The 23422-nt window shown below is 47.5% G+C and carries 24 protein-coding genes; 17 read left to right on the forward strand and 7 right to left on the reverse strand.

All coding sequences use genetic code 11. The features are described from left to right. Positions 1-61: 61 nt before the first annotated feature. Positions 62-244, reverse strand: a complete 183-nt coding sequence (locus D104_RS27490; protein ID WP_024023874.1) for a hypothetical protein — start codon at positions 242-244, stop codon at positions 62-64. Between the two features lie 171 nt (positions 245-415). Then, a complete protein-coding gene (locus D104_RS27495; protein WP_024023875.1) occupies positions 416-1291 on the reverse strand; it encodes a LysR family transcriptional regulator in 876 nt (291 codons plus the stop codon). Positions 1292-1436: 145 nt separating this feature from the next. Between D104_RS27495 and D104_RS27500 the strand changes: the two genes are divergently transcribed. The 3 genes from D104_RS27500 to D104_RS27510 all read left to right on the forward strand — a co-directional run bounded on the left by D104_RS27500 (position 1437) and on the right by D104_RS27510 (position 3513). Further along, on the forward strand, positions 1437-2090 hold the full coding sequence (locus D104_RS27500; protein ID WP_024023876.1) for a glutathione S-transferase family protein: 654 nt from the start codon (positions 1437-1439) through the stop codon (positions 2088-2090). 78 nt (positions 2091-2168) lie between these two features. Next, entirely contained in the window at positions 2169-3062 is an 894-nt protein-coding gene (locus D104_RS27505) for a phytanoyl-CoA dioxygenase family protein (RefSeq protein WP_024023877.1), read from the forward strand. Positions 3063-3174: 112 nt separating this feature from the next. Beyond that, on the forward strand, positions 3175-3513 hold the full coding sequence (locus tag D104_RS27510; RefSeq protein ID WP_024023878.1) for a hypothetical protein: 339 nt from the start codon (positions 3175-3177) through the stop codon (positions 3511-3513). Here the strand turns inward: D104_RS27510 and D104_RS27515 are convergent. Both D104_RS27515 and D104_RS27520 read right to left on the reverse strand, forming a co-directional pair. Next, positions 3510-4301 (reverse strand): DODA-type extradiol aromatic ring-opening family dioxygenase, encoded by a 792-nt coding sequence (locus D104_RS27515; RefSeq protein WP_024023879.1) that lies wholly within the window; start codon positions 4299-4301, stop codon positions 3510-3512. The genes D104_RS27510 and D104_RS27515 overlap by 4 nt on opposite strands. A gap of 209 nt (positions 4302-4510) precedes the next feature. Continuing rightward, positions 4511-4960: an Rrf2 family transcriptional regulator gene (locus tag D104_RS27520; RefSeq protein ID WP_024023880.1), complete on the reverse strand. Its 450-nt coding sequence runs from the start codon at positions 4958-4960 to the stop codon at positions 4511-4513. 149 nt (positions 4961-5109) lie between these two features. Here D104_RS27520 and D104_RS27525 point away from each other — a divergent pair, with 149 nt between their 5' ends. From D104_RS27525 to D104_RS27540, 4 genes are all read left to right on the forward strand, one after another. After that, on the forward strand, positions 5110-6006 hold the full coding sequence (locus tag D104_RS27525; RefSeq protein ID WP_024023881.1) for an NAD(P)/FAD-dependent oxidoreductase: 897 nt from the start codon (positions 5110-5112) through the stop codon (positions 6004-6006). 289 nt (positions 6007-6295) lie between these two features. Beyond that, entirely contained in the window at positions 6296-7471 is a 1176-nt protein-coding gene (locus D104_RS27530; RefSeq protein ID WP_024023882.1) for an OmpA family protein, read from the forward strand. A 269-nt stretch (positions 7472-7740) separates the two neighbouring features. Beyond that, positions 7741-9027: an OmpA family protein gene (locus D104_RS27535; protein WP_024023883.1), complete on the forward strand. Its 1287-nt coding sequence runs from the start codon at positions 7741-7743 to the stop codon at positions 9025-9027. Between the two features lie 399 nt (positions 9028-9426). Beyond that, positions 9427-9972: a porin family protein gene (locus D104_RS27540; protein WP_024023884.1), complete on the forward strand. Its 546-nt coding sequence runs from the start codon at positions 9427-9429 to the stop codon at positions 9970-9972. A 99-nt stretch (positions 9973-10071) separates the two neighbouring features. On the opposite strand, the gene D104_RS27545 is transcribed toward D104_RS27540, so the two are convergent. Then, positions 10072-11304 carry a TIGR03862 family flavoprotein gene (locus D104_RS27545; RefSeq protein WP_235075916.1) on the reverse strand — a complete coding sequence of 411 codons (1233 nt, stop codon included), beginning with the start codon at positions 11302-11304 and terminating at the stop codon, positions 10072-10074. Between the two features lie 110 nt (positions 11305-11414). Next, on the reverse strand, positions 11415-11996 hold the full coding sequence (locus tag D104_RS27550) for a DUF502 domain-containing protein (RefSeq protein WP_024023886.1): 582 nt from the start codon (positions 11994-11996) through the stop codon (positions 11415-11417). 57 nt (positions 11997-12053) lie between these two features. Between D104_RS27550 and D104_RS27555 the strand changes: the two genes are divergently transcribed. Continuing rightward, positions 12054-13076, forward strand: a complete 1023-nt coding sequence (locus D104_RS27555; RefSeq protein ID WP_024023887.1) for a LysR family transcriptional regulator — start codon at positions 12054-12056, stop codon at positions 13074-13076. Positions 13077-13095: 19 nt separating this feature from the next. Here the strand turns inward: D104_RS27555 and D104_RS27560 are convergent, their stop codons facing one another. After that, on the reverse strand, positions 13096-14358 hold the full coding sequence (locus D104_RS27560) for an amidase family protein (RefSeq protein WP_024023888.1): 1263 nt from the start codon (positions 14356-14358) through the stop codon (positions 13096-13098). A 198-nt stretch (positions 14359-14556) separates the two neighbouring features. Between D104_RS27560 and D104_RS27565 the strand changes: the two genes are divergently transcribed. From D104_RS27565 to D104_RS27605, 9 genes are all read left to right on the forward strand, one after another. Further along, on the forward strand, positions 14557-15357 hold the full coding sequence (locus D104_RS27565) for a putative hydro-lyase (protein WP_024023889.1): 801 nt from the start codon (positions 14557-14559) through the stop codon (positions 15355-15357). A 92-nt stretch (positions 15358-15449) separates the two neighbouring features. Continuing rightward, positions 15450-16427 carry a TRAP transporter substrate-binding protein gene (locus D104_RS27570; protein WP_024023890.1) on the forward strand — a complete coding sequence of 326 codons (978 nt, stop codon included), beginning with the start codon at positions 15450-15452 and terminating at the stop codon, positions 16425-16427. A gap of 186 nt (positions 16428-16613) precedes the next feature. Next, positions 16614-17132, forward strand: a complete 519-nt coding sequence (locus D104_RS27575; protein ID WP_024023891.1) for a TRAP transporter small permease — start codon at positions 16614-16616, stop codon at positions 17130-17132. Further along, entirely contained in the window at positions 17132-18439 is a 1308-nt protein-coding gene (locus tag D104_RS27580) for a TRAP transporter large permease (RefSeq protein ID WP_024023892.1), read from the forward strand. The genes D104_RS27575 and D104_RS27580 overlap by 1 nt, the downstream gene beginning before the upstream one ends. A gap of 36 nt (positions 18440-18475) precedes the next feature. After that, the gene (locus tag D104_RS27585; protein WP_024023893.1) at positions 18476-19228 is read left to right on the forward strand and encodes a 5-oxoprolinase subunit PxpA; all 753 of its coding nucleotides are present in this window, start codon (positions 18476-18478) and stop codon (positions 19226-19228) included. 3 nt (positions 19229-19231) lie between these two features. After that, positions 19232-19936, forward strand: coding sequence for a 5-oxoprolinase subunit PxpB (pxpB, locus tag D104_RS27590; RefSeq protein WP_024023894.1), 705 nt, complete (start codon positions 19232-19234; stop codon positions 19934-19936). Then, the gene (locus D104_RS27595; RefSeq protein WP_024023895.1) at positions 19926-20849 is read left to right on the forward strand and encodes a 5-oxoprolinase subunit C family protein; all 924 of its coding nucleotides are present in this window, start codon (positions 19926-19928) and stop codon (positions 20847-20849) included. The genes pxpB and D104_RS27595 overlap by 11 nt, the downstream gene beginning before the upstream one ends. Positions 20850-21012: 163 nt before the next feature. Then, a complete protein-coding gene (locus tag D104_RS27600) occupies positions 21013-22230 on the forward strand; it encodes a PAS domain-containing protein (RefSeq protein WP_024023896.1) in 1218 nt (405 codons plus the stop codon). Then, on the forward strand, positions 22227-23420 hold the full coding sequence (locus tag D104_RS27605; protein WP_024023897.1) for an ABC transporter substrate-binding protein: 1194 nt from the start codon (positions 22227-22229) through the stop codon (positions 23418-23420). Before D104_RS27600 ends, D104_RS27605 begins: the two co-directional genes overlap by 4 nt. The last annotated feature ends 2 nt before the right edge of the window (positions 23421-23422 follow it).

Genomic DNA, 23422 nt, shown 5'->3' on the forward strand with positions numbered 1-23422 from the left:
GAACGTTTGACCGGCTTAGGCCGGTCTTTTTTTGGGAAAGAGATAAAGCAGAAAAAGGCACTTAATGCGTTGTGGCTTTTTCTTCGCCGATTAACGTTTTTAGCTCATCTTGAAGACTTTCAATTTTTTCAGCCAGGATATGCTGTTGAGACAGTGGAATTTTCGAAATATCTTGAAGCGATATTTTCTCTAAGTCTTTCAGTAGATTCACCAAATGCGGTATGCCGTTGTCCTGTTTGTTCATGCTAGCCTCTCCTTAAACTGCGTTTTGAGAATTAAACATAGCTAACTTTTTCAAATTACTCCGTCATAAATAGGAAAAGTTATGTGAATAATTGAAACCTTTATTAAATCGCCTTCAAACACCGCGTTATTCGCCTTTCTGAATAAATGCATTACGATGTATTTGATCAAATCAAACGCTAGGGAACAGGCGTCTGTTTTCCTGAAAGAACCGTTGGCTCAATTTGGCCGCCAAATGCGAGCCAAATACAGGGTGAGGAACCGGCGCCACCGCAAGCACGATATCGACAGACGGCAAGGCAGGAAGGGTCGAGTTTTCTATAATATCCAACCCGTAGGAGACACTGGAAACTGCCATCGCGCTGATGCCTTGCCCACGGCGTAATAAACTTTTGATCGCCGTCGAGCTGGAACTGCTGCACACCAGTCGATAGTCTCTGCCTTGCTTTTCCAAGCCATCAATCGCGGTGCTGTGGAACTTGCAATCCGGTTCGTACAAAAGCAACGACAGCGGCGTTTGATCCTCAATGCCCGACCATTCCTCTCCGGCGCCTTTGACCCAAACCCCTGTGTCGTGTTTGAGTAAATACCCTTCTTCAGCGTCTGGCGCGCGAGTCAAAATCGCGATATCAATTTTGCCCTGATCCAACATCAAGCGTAATTGCGTGCTGCAATCACAAATAATACGCAGGCTTTGCTGAGGAAGTGCCTGACGAATAAAGTCCACCATGGCCGGTAAAACCGATTCGGCGTAATCGTCTGGGCAACCAATGGTTAAAGGCGGATGTTGCAAGTGCGCCGAGAAATGCCCGAGCGCTTCATCGTGCAATGACACCAACCGCCGCGCATAGCTCACCAATTGCTGACCTTGTTCCGTCAGCGCAAGGTTGCGTCCTTCCTTCACAAATAAGCTGTGACCCGTGTCTTCTTCAAGCCGTTTCATCTGCATGCTGATCGCGCTTTGCGTGCGAAAGGTTTGCTTTGCCGCACGCGTAAAGCTGCCAGTGTCGACAAACGCAATGAAACTACGAAGTGCATCAATATCCATGACGAAAACCATTTATCAATATTTGGAATGGGAAGCATCAAAACTATTCGTTAGTCATCACAAAAACAAGCTGCAACAATGCATCTCATTGAAAAAAAAACATTAAAAATCATCGGAAAAAGAAACATAAAAAGGAGCACGACGAATGCAACTCATCATCGGCAATAAAAACTATTCCTCTTGGTCGTTACGCGGCTGGTTAGCGCTGAAAGCGTTCGACATTCCATTTGAAGAAATCAAACTTGCGCTGTTTAGCGACTCCTTTCACAGTGAACTCGCTAAATATTCGCCTGTTGGGAAAGTGCCCGTCTTAGTCGATGGTGACTTGAACGTGTGGGATTCCCTTTCGATTTGCGAATATTTGAACGAAAACTATCTGGATGGAAAAGGCTGGCCAGCGGACACAAAAAAACGCGCTGTCGCACGCTCTGTTGTGGCGGATATGCATTCTGGCCTGTTTGGTATTCGCAATGAAATGCCGATGAACTGCCGAGCACGACGTCAGATTGAATTAACCAATACGGCGAAAAAAGAAGTCGCCTCGCTGGAGGCGCTTTGGACAAAATTACGTACCGAAAACGCACACAACGGCGACTATTTGTTCGGCGAATTCAGTTTAGCCGATGCCTTTTTCGCTCCTGTTATGTTTCGCTTTCAAACCTACGGTATCGCATTATCAGCAGCGGCAAGTGACTACCAAACCACCATGCTCGCGCACCCAGCGATGCAAGAATGGCTTGTCGATGCCGTCGCTGAAACTGACGTCTACGCAGGGGGTGAAATAGGCGAAGCCTTTTAGTTTGCGCCTTTTAAGAAGGCACAATGCTATTATTTTCCATAGAAAAAACACGGCAACGCGAAACGGGGCAATCATTCGATGACAACGACGGTATTATCTACACGAGAAGACTTCCGAAATAAGGGTGTGCTTAAACTTTCGAATGTCATCGATGTTGAAAAGGTGGCCGGTGCGCGAACTCACCTTTGGCAGGAAGTGAATCGCAAGTTTGGCATTCGTATCGACGAACCTAGCACTTGGTTTTCCGATATTAACATCCCGGTCGGAGGCGCTCGTGCAAAGCGGTTGAACGGTATGGGCTCGATTATGCGAGATCTAAAAGCCTCGGGGAAATTGGACGAGATAGAACGTGCGATCCAGCCTGCTATCGATCGTGTCTTTGGCGCCCACACTTGGCGCCCGTTAGACCTTTGGTATTCTTTGTTAAGCTTTCCAGGGTCAGAGTCGAGGTGGAATGTACCTCATCAATCTTGGCATAACGATGAACCCACTGTAGTGGGAGACGCCGACCCTTGGAGCCTGTTTGTTTTTGTATTTCTCGATGATGTAAGCGCAGAGATGGGAGCAACAACGGTCGTTTCAGGGTCGCACCGCCGTATAGCGTCTCTCGCCAAAACACTCGGAACATCCAATAACGAAGCGTTAATAAACGCCTTTGAAGCGGTGAACAGCGGCCTTTTTGAGAACCCTAACGACGTAACGTTATTGCCGATGGATCAGATCTTAGAACCGCTGATTCAAGAAGACCCTTGGTTCCAAGCGTTGGTTAACGAAGGTTCCCCTGAACAACGGATCCAGCAATTCATTGAGCAAGGCTGTTCGCTGCATGGCATCGAACAAAAGGTCGTCCCATTGACCGGCACCGCAGGCGATATCATCGTATTTGACCCGCGCTGTCTTCACACCTTTTCCGCGAATGTTTCCAATCTTCCGAGACAAGTATTGCGACTCGATTTTAGACGTCAGGTCTGACTTACGGCCAAATCTCTGCGCTCTGTATTTTTATTCAGATAAAGAATAAGAATGCAGTCGCTATGATTTCCCAATAAAATGCAGCATTCACTCCATTCTTACCAAGGCTTTCATGACAACACTGACACGCAACAACGAACAAACCGAACAACCTGATGAAACCTTAGACAATGCAAGAAAGGCGTTTCACATTAGCGTGTCTAACTTCACGACGGATCACACCGACGTTGTTGCGGATATGCAGAAAGTGGTTGAAATATTGCTGACAAAAAAGCAGTTCGCTGAGGCGTTAAAGGAAATTGAACAGCTAAAGACATTCGCCGCTTCGAACAAGAAAATTAAAATTGCGATGCTGGAAATGAAAGGTCGTATCAAACAAGTGGGCGCTAGATCCGGCTTTCGATCTAGAGCCACCAAAAAATACACAACGAAAAAATCTAAAACCGCTTAATCAAAGCGAAAGCTCGATGCGGTCCAACCGCCAAACAACCCTTCATCATGATAAACACACGTCGCTTTGCCACTTTCTGCGGCGCCAAGCGCAACCATTAATGGAATCAAATGGTCTTCCCTTGGGTGAGCAACACGAGCGTACGGTGCTTTGTCCCATTCTACTAACCTTGCGCTGCGTTCTACAGGTTCGGATTCTAATAGAGTTTCCTGCAACCACGCATCAAAACCATTCGAGGGTTTGATGGCTTGCGGGCCTCTTAATCCAAGGTTATGAAAACTTAATCCGCTGCCAACGATCAACACGCCTTCTTCACGCAATGGCGCCAACGCACGACCCAACGCCATGTGCTCTTCTGGGTCTAAATCGGATTTCAGCGACAATTGAACCAATGGCATATCGGCATCAGGGTACATTACCGCCATCGGCGCAAACGCCCCGTGGTCGAAGCCTTTTTTACCATCCAGATCGACGAGGAAACCAGCATTTTTGATCAGCTCAGCCACGCGAGTTGCTACGTCTGGTGCACCCGATGCTTGGTATTTAATGTCATAGGTATGCGCTGGAAAGCCGTAATAATCGTATTCCATGCCCGGCGCTGGACTGGATTGAACGCCAAACGTGCTGCGTTCCCAGTGACCGGAAATCATCAAAATTGCTTTGGGTTTTTCAGGCAATGCTTGCGTCATGTTAACCAAAGACGCTTCAAGGTTGGAAAACATGGCGCGCATGTCAGCGATATAAGGCCAAGGGCCGCCGCCGTGGGAAATAAAATAAGTGGGTAACATAATAAAACCTCTAAACTAGAATGATTGGCCGTCGAGCTCATCGCTTTTTGGGCTCAATGTGATGTCGTTCAGTCTAGGCTCACCGCCACCCTTGATCAATATGCCAACAGTTAACCGACTATTATCAAAAACGAAATAATCTTTTAGTTAATTCAGCGGGTATTTCTTGTGAGTGGATAAAATAAAGAATATTTACGTTGTTTAGGCCTTTATTTTTTCCCTAAAGCGCCGCTCACATTCAACATGTGATCGGAAAAACCCACCGATAACACATCCAAAGTGACGTCTTTAAAGCGCGCTAGTAACAATGCTTCTGCTTCAATCAGCGCACCGCTAATGGCTTTGTTGACGGCAATTTCAATCGGACAGGAAGTGTGTTCGTCCGATAAACCAATGGTAAACACCGAGCTTTCCCCCAGTGCGTGATGAATGTCTAGCAAGGTAATGTCGGCTAAGGACACCGCCAGCGACCAACCACCTCCGTGGCCTTTCACCGATGTGACATAGCCTTTGTCTCGCAGACCCGCCATGGTCCGGCGTACCACCACGGGATTGGTGTTGAGCATGGTGGCGATTTTTTCTGATGTCGCGGGTCCATCGAGCTGATCCATGTGAATCAATACGTGCAGCATGCGCGATAATCGACTGTCTTTTCTCATCAAAATTCTCATCAAGATTCGTAGTTGGGTTTATTCTAACGCAGTTTTTCATGAAACATTTAAAGTATCGTGAGTTGACTTTGTCATTTCACGTAACTTATGATGTTTCTTATTGTGATTATTTAGAATTAACAACGAGGAACAAACGAATGCAACAAGATGTCATTGTAATCGGCGGGAGTTTTGCTGGCTTATCCGCCGCCATGCAGTTAGTCAGAGGACAACGTAAAGTGACAGTGATTGACGCCGGTGAACCCAGGAATCGCTTTGCCGACCAATCTCACGGTTTCTTTGGATTAGACGGCGTATCACCGGTGGTGATTCAACAAGAAGCGTCTCGGCAATTGCTCAAATACCCGACCGCCACCATAGTTAAAGGTAAAGCCACCTCGGTCGAAAAAACCGCGACAGGGTTCACAGTAACGCTGGATGACGGTCGCCAATGGCACAGTAAAAAACTCATTCTTGCCACTGGGTTAAGAGACGAACTGCCCACGATTCCCGGCATAAAGGAGCGTTGGGGCGCGACAGTGGTCCATTGTCCTTATTGCCACGGTTACGAGTTCCGAAATCAACCGCTGGGGGTCATCGCGACCGGCCCTATGTCGGCTCATCAAGCTGGGATCATTCCTGATTGGGGTCCAACCACCTATTTCACGCAAGGTTTGTTCGAACCCGATGATGAGCAACGTGCGTTCTTGATAAAACGCGGTGTGACCATTGAAAGTACACCTGTTTTAGAAGTATTAGGAAGGCCGCCCGCGATTTCTAGCGTGTTTCTTGCGGACGGTCGAACCATTAACATCAACGCGTTATTTGTTGGGCCAAAAACACACATGTCGAGCCCCTTTGCCGAGCAACTGGGCTGTGAATTTGAAGAAGGTCCGATGGGATTGGTCATCAAAATTAATGAGATGAAACAAACCAGCGTCGAGGGCGTGTTTGCCGCAGGCGATGTGTCTAATCCGATGCAAAATGCCACACTCGCATCGGCCTCTGGCGTGATGGCCGGAGTCGGCGCACATTTTTCGTTAATGCACGATTAAAACGCGTTTACGTCTCATTCGGAGGTGAATCGCAATATTTACCTCCTTTTTTTGGCCACCTCAAATGCAAAATTCGTGTAATTAATACCGCCTTTCTGGCTCACTTCTTCTATCTAATCCTGTCCACTCTGTGTTGAAAAGGCTTGTTCGGTAAACGCTCTGTCATGAATACGAAAACCTAGATGACACAAGGGCTTTCACGTACTTTTAGGCCATTTCTACGCGTCGAAAAATCAGGCTATGCTGAGAAAAAGCACGACACACACAGACCATTATCAGGAGATAAAACATGTCTTTCAACATAGCAAAGCACACTCTTTTCAGCAGTATTATTGCCGCGTCCTCCATTTCAACTTTGGCCTTGGCCCAGCAACAAGAAGGCTTCACACTGACGCCAAGCATTGGCTACTACAACATGGACGATGATCGAGACATCAAAGACGACAAAGCCTATTCATTGGGCCTTGGTTACCAGTTTAATAATCCTTGGGCGGTGGAATTCGTTTACCTAAACGCCGACACAGAACGTTCCAGCAGCGGCAGTAATGTCGATGTAGACCAATATCGATTAGACGGCTTGTACCATTTACCCACCATTCGTTCGGCCAATCTCACGCCGTATTTGGCCGCGGGCGTTGGTACCACGGATTTTGGCAACTCATCGAGTCACAACAACATACAATTAAACGCCGGTGGTGGTTTGAAATACGCGGTGAATGACACGGTTTCCCTTCGTGCCGATTTCCGTTTGGTGGATGACGTGGAAGATCATAACCTTGATAACATCACCTCGCTGGGCGTTCAAATGACCTTTGGTCGACCTGCCGCGAGAACGGCTTCCGACGACAGCGGTTACACGCCGGTTGAAGCCACAACGTACACACAAATTGAGCCCGAGCCGGTTCCAGCCGCCGAGCCTCAGCAGGCCATTGAACCCGACACTAGTGAATATGAATCCATCGACTCTGAAACCATAGACGCCGAAAACATGGACGCAGAAACCGCCCCTGCGGAAAATGCAATCCAAGAAGAAAGCCGTCAAGAAAGCACCATGATGGAAACAGACATGGCAAAGAGCGACGCGCCTAACCTCGCAGAACAAGCTGTCGTTGTGGCACCCGCGGTGACATTGAACATACTATTTGGTAACAACAAAACAGAGGTGGAGCAGAAGTATTATCCAGAAATAGAGAAGCTGGCTGTTTTCCTCAAAGAAAATCCAACCAGCACCGTGGTTATCGAAGGTCACACAGATGACCGCGGGGCGGCAAGTTACAATCAGACCGTATCGGAAAAACGTGCACAGTCTATTGCAGATGTACTAACTGGTATTTTTGACGTGCCCGAAAATCGCGTCAACGCTGTTGGCTACGGTGAAGCACAACCCTTGTTCGACAATGACACAGCGGCACATCGCGACGCCAACCGTCGTGTGGTGGCCGTTATTTCTTCAAACGAAGCGTAAACGCTCAATACACAAAAAATGCTCAGGATCTGGGTTTCCTGAGCATTTTCTGTTGTTATTTTCGCCCCGTCTCCCAAAAAAATTGCTACGCTTCGTTACCTAAATCCCCCTTACGTAACTATTTTGTAACGTTTTTCTATATATGTTTTGAATTGTATCCCTTCCTTGTTTTCCCCTTTCATTACGCCATAATGCCGCGCTTTCTAGTCTGCCTGAATGTATTAACTGTATTGAGGTAGAAATGCCTAAAACTTAACAGAGAATTACCCATGTCTTTTTTATTGAATAAACGTGCTCTTCTTACCGGCCTTATTGCGGCGTCTTCTGTCGCACAAGCAACACCAGAAGAAGGTTTTACCATTGCACCGAGCATCGGTTACTACAACATGGATAACCACCGTGGTGTCGATAATTCTACGGCCCTATCACTTGGCTTAGGTTATCAGTTTGGCAACCCATGGGCAGTTGAGTTTGTTTACCTAAATGCAGACAGCGAAGCGTCTGTTGGCGGCAGCGATATTGGCGTTGATCAGTACCGTTTAGACGCTTTGTACCATTTAGCAGAGCAAGGTAACTGGATGCCGTACTTGGCGGCCGGTGTTGGCACAACGGACATGAGCCCAGGCGACAATAATGCACTAATCAACGCGGGTGGCGGTGTGAAATACGCATTAAACCAAGATTTGTCTCTTCGCGCTGACTTCCGTTTAATCAACGACACAGAAGATCACGAACTAGACAACCTAACCATGGTTGGCCTTCACTATGTCTTTGGTGCGAAGTCTGCAGAAGCTAAAGCAGAACCTGTTAAAGCCATGGCTCAGCCTGCAAAAGCGGCGGATGCCGACAACGACGGTGTTATTGATGCCAACGACCAATGTCTAAGCACGCCTGCTGGCGTTGCCGTTGATACAAAAGGTTGTGCATTGGATTCTGATAAAGACGGCGTTGCCGATTACAAAGACCAGTGTTTGAGCACACCAACGGGCGTTTCTGTTAACGCAAAAGGCTGTGCATTAGATTCTGACGAAGATGGCGTTGCCGACTACAAAGACCAGTGTTTGAACACCCAATCAGGCGTTTCTGTAGATGCTAAAGGTTGTGCGTTAGATTCTGATAAAGACGGCGTAGCCGATCACCTTGATGCTTGTGCAAATTCAGCGGCTGGTTCAAAAGTAGACGCGAAAGGCTGTTACGTAACGCTAACTGAAGCGAAATCTATTCGTTTAGACGTTCAATTCGCAAGCAACTCTGCTGTGGTTAACGCGAAGTACTTTCCTCAAATCAAAAAAGTCGCGGCGTTCCTAAAAGAATACCCGAAAGCAAGCGTTGTGATTGAAGGCCACACAGACGACAGCGGTTCTGCTGCGTACAACCAGTCTTTGTCTGAAAAACGTGCGAAAGCCATCGCGACTGTTTTGACAAAAGAACTTGGCGTTGCGGCTAACCGTGTTTCTGCCATTGGCTACGGCGAAGAAAAACCTGTTGTTAGCAATGACACCGCCGCAAACCGTGAAACAAACCGCCGTGTTGTTGCGGTTATTTCTTCAAAGTAATACACGGATAAAAACCTGACCGGAAGATCTTATCGCCACGCGATCAGAAACGTTCAAATTAGGTTTCTAAAATCCAAAATGCCCGATGCAAACATCGGGCATTTTTTTTGCTTATTTGCCACTTTATGAACGCTCAATGCTTACTTTCATCACAATCAAATTTCATCATTTCGGAGTGAAAATTTACTGTAATAAGAACCCCATTTCCTACACGTTTTTGTGTTTTTCGCCCTCCATAAACCTCTTGAAATCGACGCTTTAGTAAAGCTTTCGTCATGATCACGCAGCGCCCGTTCACGCCCTATTTCTTACGCTTTTTAGAGGGGCTTTTCATGAATTTCATTTGGCGTAATCTAGCCAACGAACAACACAACCTTGTGTTCATTAGGAGAAATTTATATGTCTACATCTTTTAAAAAACGTACTCTTTTTAGCGGTGTCTTGATTGCTTCCTCTCTGGCAACGATGGCGTATGCCGACACACCAAAACAAGGCTTCACGGTTACGCCAAGCATCGGCTACTACAACACAGACGGTGATCGACAAGCCGGAAATGACACATCCTATTCCATTGGTGTCGGCTACCAGACCAACAGCCCGCTGGCCGTTGAAGCCGTCTACCTTCACTCCGATGCCAATAAAAATGGTCGAGACAATGACCTAGACCAATACCGCGTCGATGGTTTATACAGCCTGCCAGAATTCACCACGGTAAACTTAACGCCCTATCTTGCCGCTGGTGTCGGTATGGAGGACGTTGACGGCGATTCAAACAATTTCCTCGTGAATGCTGGCGGTGGCGTGAAATACGCGCTGAACAAAGACGTCAGTTTGCGTGCTGACTTCCGTTTAGTGAAAGACGTGGAAGACAATTATTTGGATAACGTGACATCGGTTGGCGTGCAATACACCTTTGGCGAGCCAAACCAGCAAGCATCGAACTAATCGATCCTGTGATCACGTTATAAACAACGTTTAACCTACAAAAAATGCCCAATGTTTCCATTGGGCATTTTTGTATAAACGCTGTATCAAATGAACCGCTTATTGGTTTTCGCGGTCCGCTAAGAAAGCGCACACGCCCTTCGCGGCCACGTGACCAGTGGCAAAACACGCCGTGAGCAAATAGCCTCCTGTTGGGGCTTCCCAATCCAGCATTTCACCGGCGCAAAATACACCCGGAATCGCGTTTAGCATTAAGGTTGAATCGACACTACTTTCGGTCACGCCACCGGCGCTCGAAATCGCCTCTTCAATCGCTTTGGTTTTATAAAAGCGAACAGGCACCGCTTTCAAACAACGCGCTAAGGTTTCTGGGGTTTGAAACGCCTCTTTTGGAAAAGACTCATGCAGCAAGGCCGCTTTGACACCACTGATGCCCAGCGTGCGTTTTAGGTATTTCGCAAAGGATTCTTTGGGTTTGGTGTTGCTCAATTTTTTCGCCACTTGCGCTTCACTGTGCAGAGGCAATAGGTCGATGACTAAAGAAGACTCACCCGAGGCATTAATGCCATCTCGCAAGTATTTGGAAAACGCATAAATCAAACTGCCTTCCATGCCGTCTTTGGTGACAATGCATTCGCCTTTTTTCGTGACGTTTGTGCCGTCGTCAAAGATGAATGTGAAGGACACGTTTTTCAGTGGACTACCAGCAAATTTAGCTTGTAAATGTTCGCTCCATTCACTGTAAAAGCCGCAGTTTGCGCTTTGCAGCGGCGCAACGGTGACGCCGTTGTCCTGCAACGTTGATTGCCACGCACCGTCAGACCCCAGTTTCGGCCAGCTCGCACCGCCCATTGCCAATACTACCGCATCGGCCTGAACCTCGACGGTCTCGCCATTATGATCAAACGTCAGATGATTCTTTTTCATTGACGTCATTTTGTGGCGCATGTGGAATTCCACACCCGATTCACGTAATCGCTTCAACCAATGGCGTAACAACGGCGCGGCTTTCATGTCTTTCGGAAACACTCGACCCGACGTCCCAACGAAGGTTTCTACGCCCAAGCCATGAATCCAATCTTGTAATGCATCGGCGTCAAACTGACGAATCGACGCATCCAGCCAATCGGCTTTGTCGTAATAACGCTGAATAAACTCAGGATACGCTTCGGAATGGGTGATGTTCATACCGCCCACACCCGCTAATAAAAACTTACGGCATGCACTGGGTTTGGCATCGTAAACATGAACCCGATGACCCGCGGCACAAATACCTTCTGCCGCCATCAAGCCCGCTGGGCCAGCACCGACAACAATGACTGTTTTTTGCATTTGCACCACGTCTTGCATACGAATCAACACTATCTAACTAAAAGAAGTGCATGATAAAGAAAACTGCTCCGGCCACCAATGGTTCGGAGCAAAATAGTCACGGCTTTCGCCTAGCTTTTCGGTTTGCTTTGCACGCCTGCGGTGAGCGTCAGTCGCATGGCTTCTTCAACACCGATGTCTAATGTCGTTAAACGGTCGCGTGAAATATACAAAGTGATGCCGCCAATTTGATAGCTCAGCGGAACATACACGCCCACTAAGTCTTGATCACCAAACAGTTGTTTTCCTGTTTGCTCGCCGGTCACAAAGCCGATCACCTTGGCGCCATTCCATTCCAGTGACACCACGCTTTTCATTTCTTTTTTTTCCGCGAGGTTGAACACCATCATCATGTCTGTGATCGCACCGTAAATGGACTTCACCAAAGGAATGCGTTCAAAAATGTTATGGCTGATTTTCACCAAATAACGCACACCATAAAGATTGACCAAGAAACCAATCAGCACCAACATACCTAAACTGGCAATCAAGCCTAATCCAGGGAAATACAACACATCAGGAATCAAAAACAACAACAGCGGCTGAGCCAAGGCTTCACCCGTTGCCAACAACCAATAAATCAAATACACCGTCAAACCAATCGGTAAAACGGCAACCAAACCTTTCAACAATAACGGAAGTAATTTGTTCATTTTTTGAAGGACCCTATAAATTTACACACAGCATAACGCAAGCTCTGTGCCACTCCTATGACTCTTACAACACTTAACGAAAAGATTGCCGAAACGGCATCGGCCTTATACTCTTTTGCGTACTATCGACTTACGGCTTTCATTTGGGATAACGATGTGAATTATAAACGCCTAGAAACTTTTGTCTGGGTTGCTTCATTGGGCAACTTTCGCAAAGCGGCAGAACGACTGCACACTACGCAACCGGCTATTTCGGCGCGCATTGCCGGATTAGAAGCTGAACTGGGCGTTAAATTATTCGAACGAGAAGGCGGTTCCAGCCCTATAATGCTCACCTCGAAAGGCAAAGAGCTGCTGCCTTACGTGGAAAAAATTCTTTATCAAACGGAACAACTGCGCAAACGCGCGGGCATTTCCGCGGCGTATTCTGGCGTGCTTCGCTTGGGCGTATCAGAAACCATCGTCAATACTTGGTTGCCCGATTTTCTCTCACGATTGCACCAAGACATGCCAAATTTGGACGTAGAAATGACGGTCGATGTGACCGTAAACCTCACCACCAGCATCAAAGATCGCACCTTGGATTTGGGTTTATTAATGGGGCCCATTTCGGAACCCAACATCATCAACCGAGATCTCTGTACTTTCTCGCTGTCGTGGGTAGCAAGCCCAAAATTGGATTTACCCGATCGACTGCTGTATCTGGAAGAATTAACCCAATGGCCAATCATCACTTACGCGCGCGCCACCAAACCCTACATTGAAATCAACCAGAAATTTCGTGAATTGGAAGGATCGCCCGCGCACTTTTTTGCGTCTACGTCACTCGCGGCGTGTCGCAGTTTGGCGATTAACGAAGTGGGCATTGCGACCTTGCCGAACATCATGATCGCCAAGGAATTAGAAGAAGGCAGTTTGAAGAAAATTCGTGCCGTGTGGACGCCAAGCAACCTCACCTTCACCGCGTCGTATTCTGACGAACCGTTTAATCCGATTGCGGAAATCGCCACAGAAATCGCGGTTAAGGTGGCTCAAGAATACAGTCAAAAACAAAATACAAACGCGCAACCGTCTGCGTAAAACCTCGAAATGACGCCCATTACGCGTTGATAATGGGCGCTATTGTTTTCGCCAGATCGAGGATCTGCTGATCCAACCCGTTCCCCGCGGTTAGCATGAATCCCATGGCTTCACCTTGATGTTGAAAAGGCAATGACACGCTGCAACCGTTGACGACATTCGCCAAAGACGTATTGCGCAAGCACAATAAATTCAAGCGATCGTAATCGGCATCCAACTCGAGATCAGACAACTTAGGCGCCACAATCGCCACCGTCGGCAACAAGAAAACCGTATTAGGTTCCTCAGCCGCCATGCGATCAATAAACGCCTGTCGCGCGCCTTGCGTCTGCTGGAAATCGTCTTCGGTGATGGTTTTCGCTCGCGCAATACGAGACGCGACTCTGGGGTCAATATTTGCCGTCGCCAAATCATAATGCTTGCTGTAAAAAGCCTGACTTTCAAACGCCGAGAACTGCCAAACGGGCAAGGTTTTATAGTCTTCTAGCGCCATAACAACACGCCTTTCAACCGTCATGCCAGCCGTTTCAAGCTGTTCTATTGCGCTTTCAAAGCCTTCTTCAACCAACGCATCCAACTCATTCATACCAAAATTGCTTGGTATAACAAACCGCAGTGAAGACGCATCCGCATTCACTGGTGGCGCTACGCTTTCAGACAGTAGATGCCAAAGTAATTCGCATTCTTCCACCGTTTTTGCCATCGGGCCAATCGAATCCAGTGAGTGCGATAGTGGCAAACACCCTTCTCTCGATACGGTCTGCGCTGACGGTTTGAACCCCGTTAACCCACAAAACGCCGCCGGAATACGCAACGAGCCTCCGGTGTCGGTGCCCAGTGTCGCATCGGCCACACCCAACGCCACCGACGCCGCGCCACCACTGGTGGAACCGCCGGTAATTCTGCCAGGCTGAATCGGATTATCAGGCGTGCCGTAATGCGGATTCAAGCCCAATCCCGAATACGCCAGTTCCGTCATGTTGGTGTGCCCCAAGAAACTGGCGCCCGCTTTTCTCAATAACGCCACCGCCGCCGCGTCTTGTTCCGCTGGTTGTGAATCGATAAAAACCGACCCCGCTTGCGTTTTATAACCTACCACTTGGAACAGATCTTTTATCGAAATGATTGCCCCATTCAACGACCCTTGTTGTGGTTCTACAAACGTGAAGCGTTCGGTAAACACACGCGGCCCTTTGGCATTCAGCGTATTTAACGCCGCTTGCCATGTCGCGGCTAAGGCTCGGCCTTGCCACGAAAAATTAGGTTGTTTTGGTTGTGTCATTGATGCGCTCGTTATTGGCCGTGCTTTGTTCTGAAAATTACCTTTCTTGATCCCTTGCGTCAAAGGGAGAATAATCTCAATATGGCCACTTAATAAAAATAATTGATCAAATCACCCAAAAAAACACGATTAGACTTTGTACAGTCGCTGGAACTACTCTTAAGAAAAGCAAATGTGTCAAGAATAAGGAAAACGTCCATGAAGCAAACGCCGTTACCATTACTGCAACAAACTTCTGAATTGCGCCAAGCCATCCGCAATAAAACGCACACTGGCGTGACCAGCGGATTAGCACAAGGTGCGATGCAAGGTAATGTGGTTATTTTACCTGCGGATTGGGCCAATGACTTTTTGCTTTATTGTCAAAAAAACCCGGTTTCTTGCCCCTTGATTGGCGTGTCTGAAGTCGGCGCGTTTGCCATGCCTGAACTGGGCAATGACATCGACATGCGTCACGACATTCCTGAATATTATGTTTATCGCAACGGTGAAAAAGTCGAGAGTCGCTCTGACATTGAAGATTTGTGGCAAGACGATATGGTAGCCTTTGTTTTAGGTTGCTCTTTCTCTTTTGAACACGCCTTGTCGCAAGCGGGATTAACGCCCAGAAACATAGAAGAAGACGTGAATGTCTCTATGTTTGAAACCAACATTGCCACCGTTCCAGCTGGACGTTTTTTCGGTAATACCGTAGTGACCATGCGTCCTTACATTCCCAAAGACGCCATCCGCGCGATTCAAATCACCACCCGTTTTCCTAAAGCGCACGGCGCGCCGCTGCACTTTGGCACACCGCAAGACATTGGCATCAAAGATTTAAGCCAGCCAGACTACGGCGAAGCGGTTACCGTTAAAGACGGTGAAGTGCCTGTTTTTTGGGCCTGCGGCGTCACTCCGCAAGTGGCGATACGCAACGCGAAGCCACCGATTTGCATTACCCATGCACCCGGAAAAATGCTGGTCACCGATGTTTTGGACACCGATCTCGCCGTTCTTTAATGCGTCAAAACGCGCTAAATAATGGCATTCCGCGCAGACGAAAAACTGCGCAGCACATAATAAAAACGATATGTAAAAAAGGAACGAGAACCATGTTGAAATTATCCCGCGCAGTACTAATTGGTGGCGTTGCCCTTGGTGGACTTGCCTCTACTTCCAGCTTTGCAGAAAAATGGCACATGCCTACGCCATATGGTGACGGCAATCTGCCCACTCAAATCGCGTATAGCTTTGCACAAGAAATCAAAGACAATACCAAGGGCGACCTTGATATTACCGTTCACTCTGGTGGCTCTTTGGTCAAGCACACTGAAATCCCACGCTCTGTGAAAACCGGTCAAGTTCAAGTCGGTGAAGTCTTTCTTGGCATTTTGGGTAACGAAAACCCAGTGTACAAACACGACAACATTCCTTTTTTAGCGACCACCTTTGATGACGCGAAAAAACTTTGGGAAGCCGCAAAACCGGAAGTATCCAAGCAGTTAGACAAAGACGGCATGATGTTGCTTTACGCGGTAGCGTGGCCTGCTCAGAGTCTTTACAGCAAAGAACCAGTAAACAGTTTGGCGGATTTAGCGGGTACGAAAATGCGCGCTTACAGCCCGTCTACATCACGCCTTGCGGATCTTATGGGCACCACGCCAACGACAATCCAAGTGCCTGATATTCCACAAGCGTTCAGCACGGGTATTATTCAAGCGATGATCACTTCACCTTCTACGGGTGTCGACAGCCAAGCGTGGGACTACGTGAAAAACTACACGGACGTCCAAGCGTGGATCCCGAAAAACATCGTTGTGGTGAACAAACGCGCGTTCCGTCGTTTAGATAAAGCGACACAGCAAGTCGTGTTGGATGCGGCGAAACACGCTGAAGCTGCAGGTTGGACGAAGGTCGCTGCACGCGCTGCAAAAGACAAAGCAACACTCATTGCAAATGGCATGACCGTGTCTGAGCCTTCGCCACAGTTGTTAAAAGAACTGCAAGCGATTGGCAAAACCATGGCAGAAGAATGGAAAGCGGAAGCGCCTAAAGACGTTGGCGCGATTTTGTCTCGTTATCAGAAATAATTACTGAAATAAATAACCCCACCCTAGCCCTCCCCTTCAAAGAAATAAGGGGAGGGAATAACGTGCTCATCTCCCAACTAAGGGAGAGACGGAGAGGGGATAAAAGAAAGACGAACAACCCCACCCTAACCCTCCCCTTAAAGATAAGGGGAGGGAATAGTAAATACGCCTCAAAAAGTGAACACTATGAGCCAATTAAAAGAAAAGCTTTACCTATGCTCTGGCCTGCTGTCTGGGTTGTGTATTGTGATTATTACCCTACTGTTATTGGCGCAGATTGTTGGCCGCTTATTCGGTTTCATTGTGCCATCTGCTGAAGATTTTGCAGGCTATGCACTCGCGGCATCGACCTTTCTTGGCTTGGCTTATACCTTTCGAGAAGGCGGACACATACGCGTCACGCTGTTAATACAGCGTTTTTCCCCTGTGCCTCGTAAAATCCAAGAAGGCGTGATCCTGATTTTGTCGTTCGCCTTGCTGTGTTATTTGTCTTACGCCTGCTCTTATATGGTGTACGAATCTTATATTTATGACGAAGTGTCCTACGGCTACATTCCTGTACCCTTATGGATCCCTCAACTGCCCGTGGCCATTGGGGTTATCGCACTAAATTTCGCCATTTTAGACGCCTTGATTACGGTGCTAAAAGGCAAAAAACCGACCTACAGCGAACAAGAAGACGCGCTGTCTTTGGAGGAAATCTAATGGACATGATGTGGATTTCTATTCTGCTCGCGTTTGCCATGTTGGCGCTTTTATCTTTCGGCGTTTGGGTGTCTTTTACCCTGATTGCCATTGGTGGATTGGGCTTGATCCTTTCTGAGAATTATCAAGTCGATTTGCTTTTCGCGACCTCCAGTTGGGGCGCGAGTACGGCGTGGTCGCTCACGGCGTTGCCGCTGTTTATTTGGATGGGCGAAGTGTTGTTTCGTACTCGCTTGTCGGAAGATTTATTCAAAGGATTGTCGCCTTGGTTGGGCGGCGTTCCTGGTAAATTGCTGCATGTAAATATACTAAGCTGCGGGATTTTCGCCGCGGTGTCTGGTTCTTCTGCGGCAACGGCCGCGACCATTGGACGCATGACCTTGCCAGAACTGCGAAAACAAGGTTATAGCGATCGCATGGCCATTGGCACACTGGCCGGATCAGGAACATTGGGGCTGTTAATTCCACCGTCGATTATTCTGATCGTGTATGGCGTGGCCGCCGAAGTGTCCATCGCACGTTTGTTTATTGCGGGTGCGTTACCGGGCCTGTTACTCGTGTCACTGTTTATGGGTTTCACCATGATTTGGGGGCATTTACACAAAGACGAATTGCCCAAAACAACAGGTCACGAAACCAGCTGGTCAGCGCGTATCAAAGGCTTGCGTAAGCTCTTGCCTGTGGTGGGTTTAATCGGCTTTGTTTTAGGGTCTATCTATGGCGGTATTACCACGCCAACTGAGGCGGCAGCCATTGGTGTGACAGGCGCGTTGGTTCTGGCCGCTTGCACAGGATCCTTAAGCCGACACAGCTTTATGGACAGTTTATTAGGCGCGGTAAAAAGCTCCTGCATGATTGGTTTCATTCTGGTCGGTGCGCACTTTCTGACTCTGGCGATGGGCTTTTTAGGCATCCCTAAAGCGTTGGCCGTGTGGATTGCGGGCATGTCGCTTTCACCGATGGAACTGATTCTCTATCTCACCGTTTTATTCGTGATATTAGGCTGTTTCTTGGATGGTATTTCTGTCGTGGTGCTGACCGTCGCCGTGATTTTACCTATGGTACAAGCCGCGAACATTGACCTATTGTGGTTCGGCATTTTCATTGTTTTGGTGGTGGAAATGTCGCAAATAACGCCGCCGGTTGGCTTCAATCTCTTTGTCATTCAAGCGCTGACAGGAAAGAACATTTTGTATGTGGCCAAAGCCGCATTGCCATTCTTCTTGCTGATTGGCGTAGCGATTCTGTTGATCAGCGTCTTCCCTGAAATTGTGACCTATTTACCGACCACCATGTCGCAAAACTAAACCGCCGCATTATTAAGCAGGCACGAGGAATCAAAGATGAAATTGAATTGCGATATGGGCGAAGCCTTCGGCGCGTGGACAATGGGCCTAGACGATCAGATTATGCCGTTTGTGGATCAGGCAAACATCGCCTGCGGTTTTCACGCATCAGATCCATTAACCATGAGCAAAACCGTGGCGTTGGCGAAGCAACATGATGTAACGATCGGCGCGCACCCTGCGTACCCAGATTTGGTCGGTTTCGGCCGTCGTAATATGGACATCGCACCCGCTGAATTAAAAGCCATTATTCAATATCAAATTGGCGCGTTGAAAGGCATTTGTGAAGCACAAAACACCCAAGTGGATTACGTGAAGCCGCACGGTGCGTTGTACAACACCATGATGGCCGATTTCGCAGTGCTAGACACCGTTATGCAAGCCGTGAGTGAGCTCGATGCCACCTTAACGCTCATGGTGATGGCGGTGCCAGAAGCACCCGAGATCAAGAAAATGGCCAAGAAATACGGCTTAACCGTTTGGTTTGAAGCTTTCTCGGATCGTTTATACACGGACGAAGGTCGCCTTATGCCGCGCAAGGAGCCAAACGCCGTTCACGCCCACTTCAACCTGATCGAAAAACAAGTTGAGCAGCTGTGTGAAACAGGCACACTCACCACAGCGTCAGGCAAGCAATTGGCAATTCATGCCGACACCATTTGTGTTCACGGTGATGGCTCTCACGCATTAGATGCCGTGACTCGCATTCGTACGCTTGTCGACCGACTGAACCTAAGCAACGCGAAATAAATCATGAGCCAGACCGATTTTCCAAACATTGATATGGTCAGTAATCAGGCTTGTTTACTGACCTTTGGCCAAGTGATTAGCGACGCCACTTCAAACTACATTGCCCAAGTCACTCAAGGCTTAAAAAGTCTGGCGGGTATTGTCGATTTAGTGCCATCTTACACCACCTTGTTGGTGATTTTTGATGATGATCATTACGACCGTTTTGCCATTATCAAAGCCATTCGCCACACCATTGATGCGATTGATCCTAATGATTTTTCGCTCATTGACAGCCGCGAGGTGGTGATTCCCGTGTATTACGGCGAGGAATTAGGCCCAGACATAAACGACGTCGCTGCGCATTGCCAGCTCAGCGTTGACGAGATCATTCAGCGCCACAGTGACACGACATACCGAGCGTATGCGATTGGTTTTACACCGGGATTTGCCTTCTTAGGCAATACGCCAGATGAACTGCATGTGCCAAGAAAAACCACGCCGCGCCTAAAAGTACCGATTGGCAGCGTTGCCATTGCCGAAAACCAAACCGCCGTGTACCCAAGCGTAACGCCAGGCGGCTGGCAAATTATTGGCCGCACGCCGGTCAACTTGATCGATTGGGGAAGCAAGAACTTGGCATTGATCGCCATGGGGGATTCGGTGCGATTTGAACCCATTTCTCGAGACGAGTTCTTGGTACAAGGAGGTTTACTCGATGGCTTTTAAGGTAATCAAACCCGGCTTATTGGCCTTGGTTCAAGACTTAGGCCGTCACGGTCATATGTCGATTGGCTTAACCACCGGCGGTCCAATGGACGAAGTGGCGTTTCGCTGGGGCAACGCATTGCTCGATAACGAGCCGAACAGCCCACAGATCGAAGTCACCTTTGGTATGTTCACATTGGAAGCGCAGGCAAACACCAGCATAGCGCTTACCGGCGCAGACCTTGGAACCACATTGAACGACAAGCACATTCCACCTTGGCAAACCTACGCAATCAAAAAAGGCGATATTTTGGCGTTCCATCAGCCTGTTTGGGGGTTACGAGCGTACCTGAGTGTAAAAGGGGGCTTTCTTTGTGAACCCACGCTGGGCAGCGTAGCGACGGTAATGCGTGAAAAAATCGGCGGGTTAACCGGAAAAGGCGACAAGCTGCAAAAAGGCGATGTGCTGCGTTATTCGCTTGGGCATCATCACGAGCGACGATCCGTTCCTCGCTTGGCCATTCCAAATTACGGGCAAACTGAAATCCCAGTGATCTTAGGTTATCAATATAAGGCGTTCTCGCCTTTGGAGCGGGCGAACTTCTTTTCCAGTGACTACAAAGTATCACCCAATTCAGATCGCATGGGGTATCGATTAGAGGGCAAAGCCGTTCATACGGATTTAAAGGGTATTATTTCGGAAGGCATTGCTTATGGCGCGATTCAAATCCCGAAAGACGGCCAGCCAATCGTGTTATTACGAGACCGACAAAGCATCGGCGGTTACCCAAAAATGGGCTGTGTAACCCGTGTTGGCGGCGGAATTTTAGCGCAACAAAAACCAGGGGACGTGATTCAATTCACGCCAATTACCGTTGACCAAGCCGAACAGGAACGTCACTTACAAATGGCACGCTTTGCTCAGTGGCGTTGACCAATAATGAATTGTTAATTGGCAGTCACCAACTTTAACACTTGCTTACTCATTAACAGAGGTACTTACTTCGTTTTAGCCTAAACTTATTGAACAATTTGACCACGCGAATGCGTGGTTTTTAGTGACTTTAATAAAAAGAATAAAAAGAGAATGGTTGTTGATGGTTAGGTTCCCTTTAAAATCCGCAAGAAAACTGCTTCCCCAAGCGCTCATCTGGTTGTTGATTATCGCTGTAACAACCTCGACGTTTTTTGTCTATTGGATCACTCAAGAGCAAAGCCGCTTGGTCGAACAAGAAAGACAAACGTACTTTCAGCAATTGATGTCCGAATATTCATTAATATTCACCTACAGCTATCAGTATTTGGATGAACGGAGTTTGCAGCCGTACTTTCTTTCTTTGTTACGCTATGACGGCATTGATGCCGTAAAAGCGCAATTTAATAACGGCATCATCATAAAAGAAAGCAAACTAACCATGCCTGCGAATAATTGGTCCCTTCAAGCGCCGATTTACCAAAGCCTGAACTCGAAAGAAACCATCGGCCAATTCTATTTATCCGTCAATACTGAGTTCCAAGACAGCCACTTAGGCCAGCTAAAAAAGAACCTTATTCTTTTGTTTGTTTGCATTTGGACTATCTTAGCGGCGCTTATTACGACCTTTTTGCATAAAAAAATAACCTCTCGTTTGTCACTCATTTCATCACAGCTGGATAACCTGCAAGACAATGACCTCGACGAATCAACAACCCCCATTGGCTTAACATTTGAGAAACAACCAAAAAACGAAGTCGACGATGTCATGCTCAGCGTCATACGAATTTGGCGAATGAGCCGAGTAAGCTCTCGATTTAATAAACGCCAATTTGGGAGTCTGACTAAGCAGCAAGAAAACAATGAACAATTAATTGAACGCCAATCCGAGATAATAGAAGGCCATATTCTTCATCTAAAAGAAACACAGCATCAGCAACAGGCGGTACTTGATAGCCTTCCATTGCGCATTTTTTGGAAAGACAAAGAAGGTGCTTACCTTGGTGCCAATCGTCTTTATTTACAAGATATGGGCTGTGACATGGCTGCGCTAATAGGCCACAAAGACAATCATTTTTCGTGGCAAAAACGAGCGCAGTTAACCATGGCTGATGACCGATCCGTAATGGAATCCGGTAAAGGGCAACACGACTTCAAAGAAAATATTTTGTTGCACAACAACACCTGTGAATGGGTGATTAAAAGCAAACTGCCTTTATTCTCTTTAGAAAAGTCTTCAGAAGCGCCATCAGAACAAAAAATCATCGGAATGATCGGTTTTTATCAACACATGGAAAACAGCCAACCCGTCGACCTTGATAAGAATGACGAGCACTCATGATTCGATGTTTGGCTCTTTACGTCACGCTGTCTTTCTCTTGTGTTATTGGTCAAGCGTACGCTGACGAACTGCGCTTTGGTTTTACGGGGCCATTAACAGGTCAAAATGCGTTTCTCGGCAACGAAGCGGTAAGGGGGATACGATTAGGCTTTGAACGCATTAATAACCGTGGAGAATTGAATTATCGAGTGTCTTTTTTCCCCTTAGACGATCAATATGAGCCGAGCAAAACGGTACCTCAAGTCGAAAAATTAATTGAAAATGTTGGCGTAAAAGCCTTAATTGGCAGTATTGGTACACCCACAAATTTGGCCACGCTGGATACACTAGCAAAACACGACATTCCATTGATTACACCGCTTTCGGGCGCGAAATCACTTCGTGCAGAACGCGCCGCACCGTTCATTTTCAACGTGAGAGCCAGCTATACCGATGAAGTGTATTTTCTAATCAATACGTTAACGAAGATATACAACATCCGTCCGGATGAAATTGCGATTTTTGCTCAAAAGGACAGTTATGGTGATGCTGGGTTAAGCAGCGCCATGCAGGCGTTATCTCAAGCGGGGCTAAAAGACCCAACGTCTGTGCTGCAGATTCGACACACACGCAATAACACAGAGGTCGACCATGTAGTGGCCGATATCTTGGGCGTGTTCCCAATCCCAAAGGCCATTATTATGGTCAGCACTTATGAAACCACCAGCAATATCATTGAACGCCTCGCGCAATTTGGTATCCACCCACTCTATGCGACCTTGTCTCTTTCCGGTTTAGAAGCGATATCACTGCGCACAAAAAATACGTCCTCCAACATCATCATCTCGAAAACGGTGCCACCATTAACACAGTCGGATTCTCCGCTGGTGAAACAGTTTCTCGAAGACATGGCGAAATCAGGTGATACATTGCCACCCACTACAATACAATTTGAGAGTTACATCAATGCCTTAGTGGTTGGGCAAGCCCTTTTGACACTAAAAGACATACCCACGAGCCAAGCCATTCAAACCAGTTTAAAACAGCTCGCCGAAGACAACAAATACAACCAAAGCGACCCGGTACTGCAGTTCTTGAATCAAAATAAGCAGCGGATTTGGATTCAACTTATTGGTCAGAATTTCGACCAATACAATGGTGCGACAAAAACCATTACGCCCTCTCAATCTAATCGCGCCCTAACGGACTGATG

The sequence above is a fragment of the Marinomonas profundimaris genome, assembly GCF_000508165.1.
GTDB classification, from domain to species: Bacteria; Pseudomonadota; Gammaproteobacteria; order Pseudomonadales; family Marinomonadaceae; genus Marinomonas; species Marinomonas profundimaris.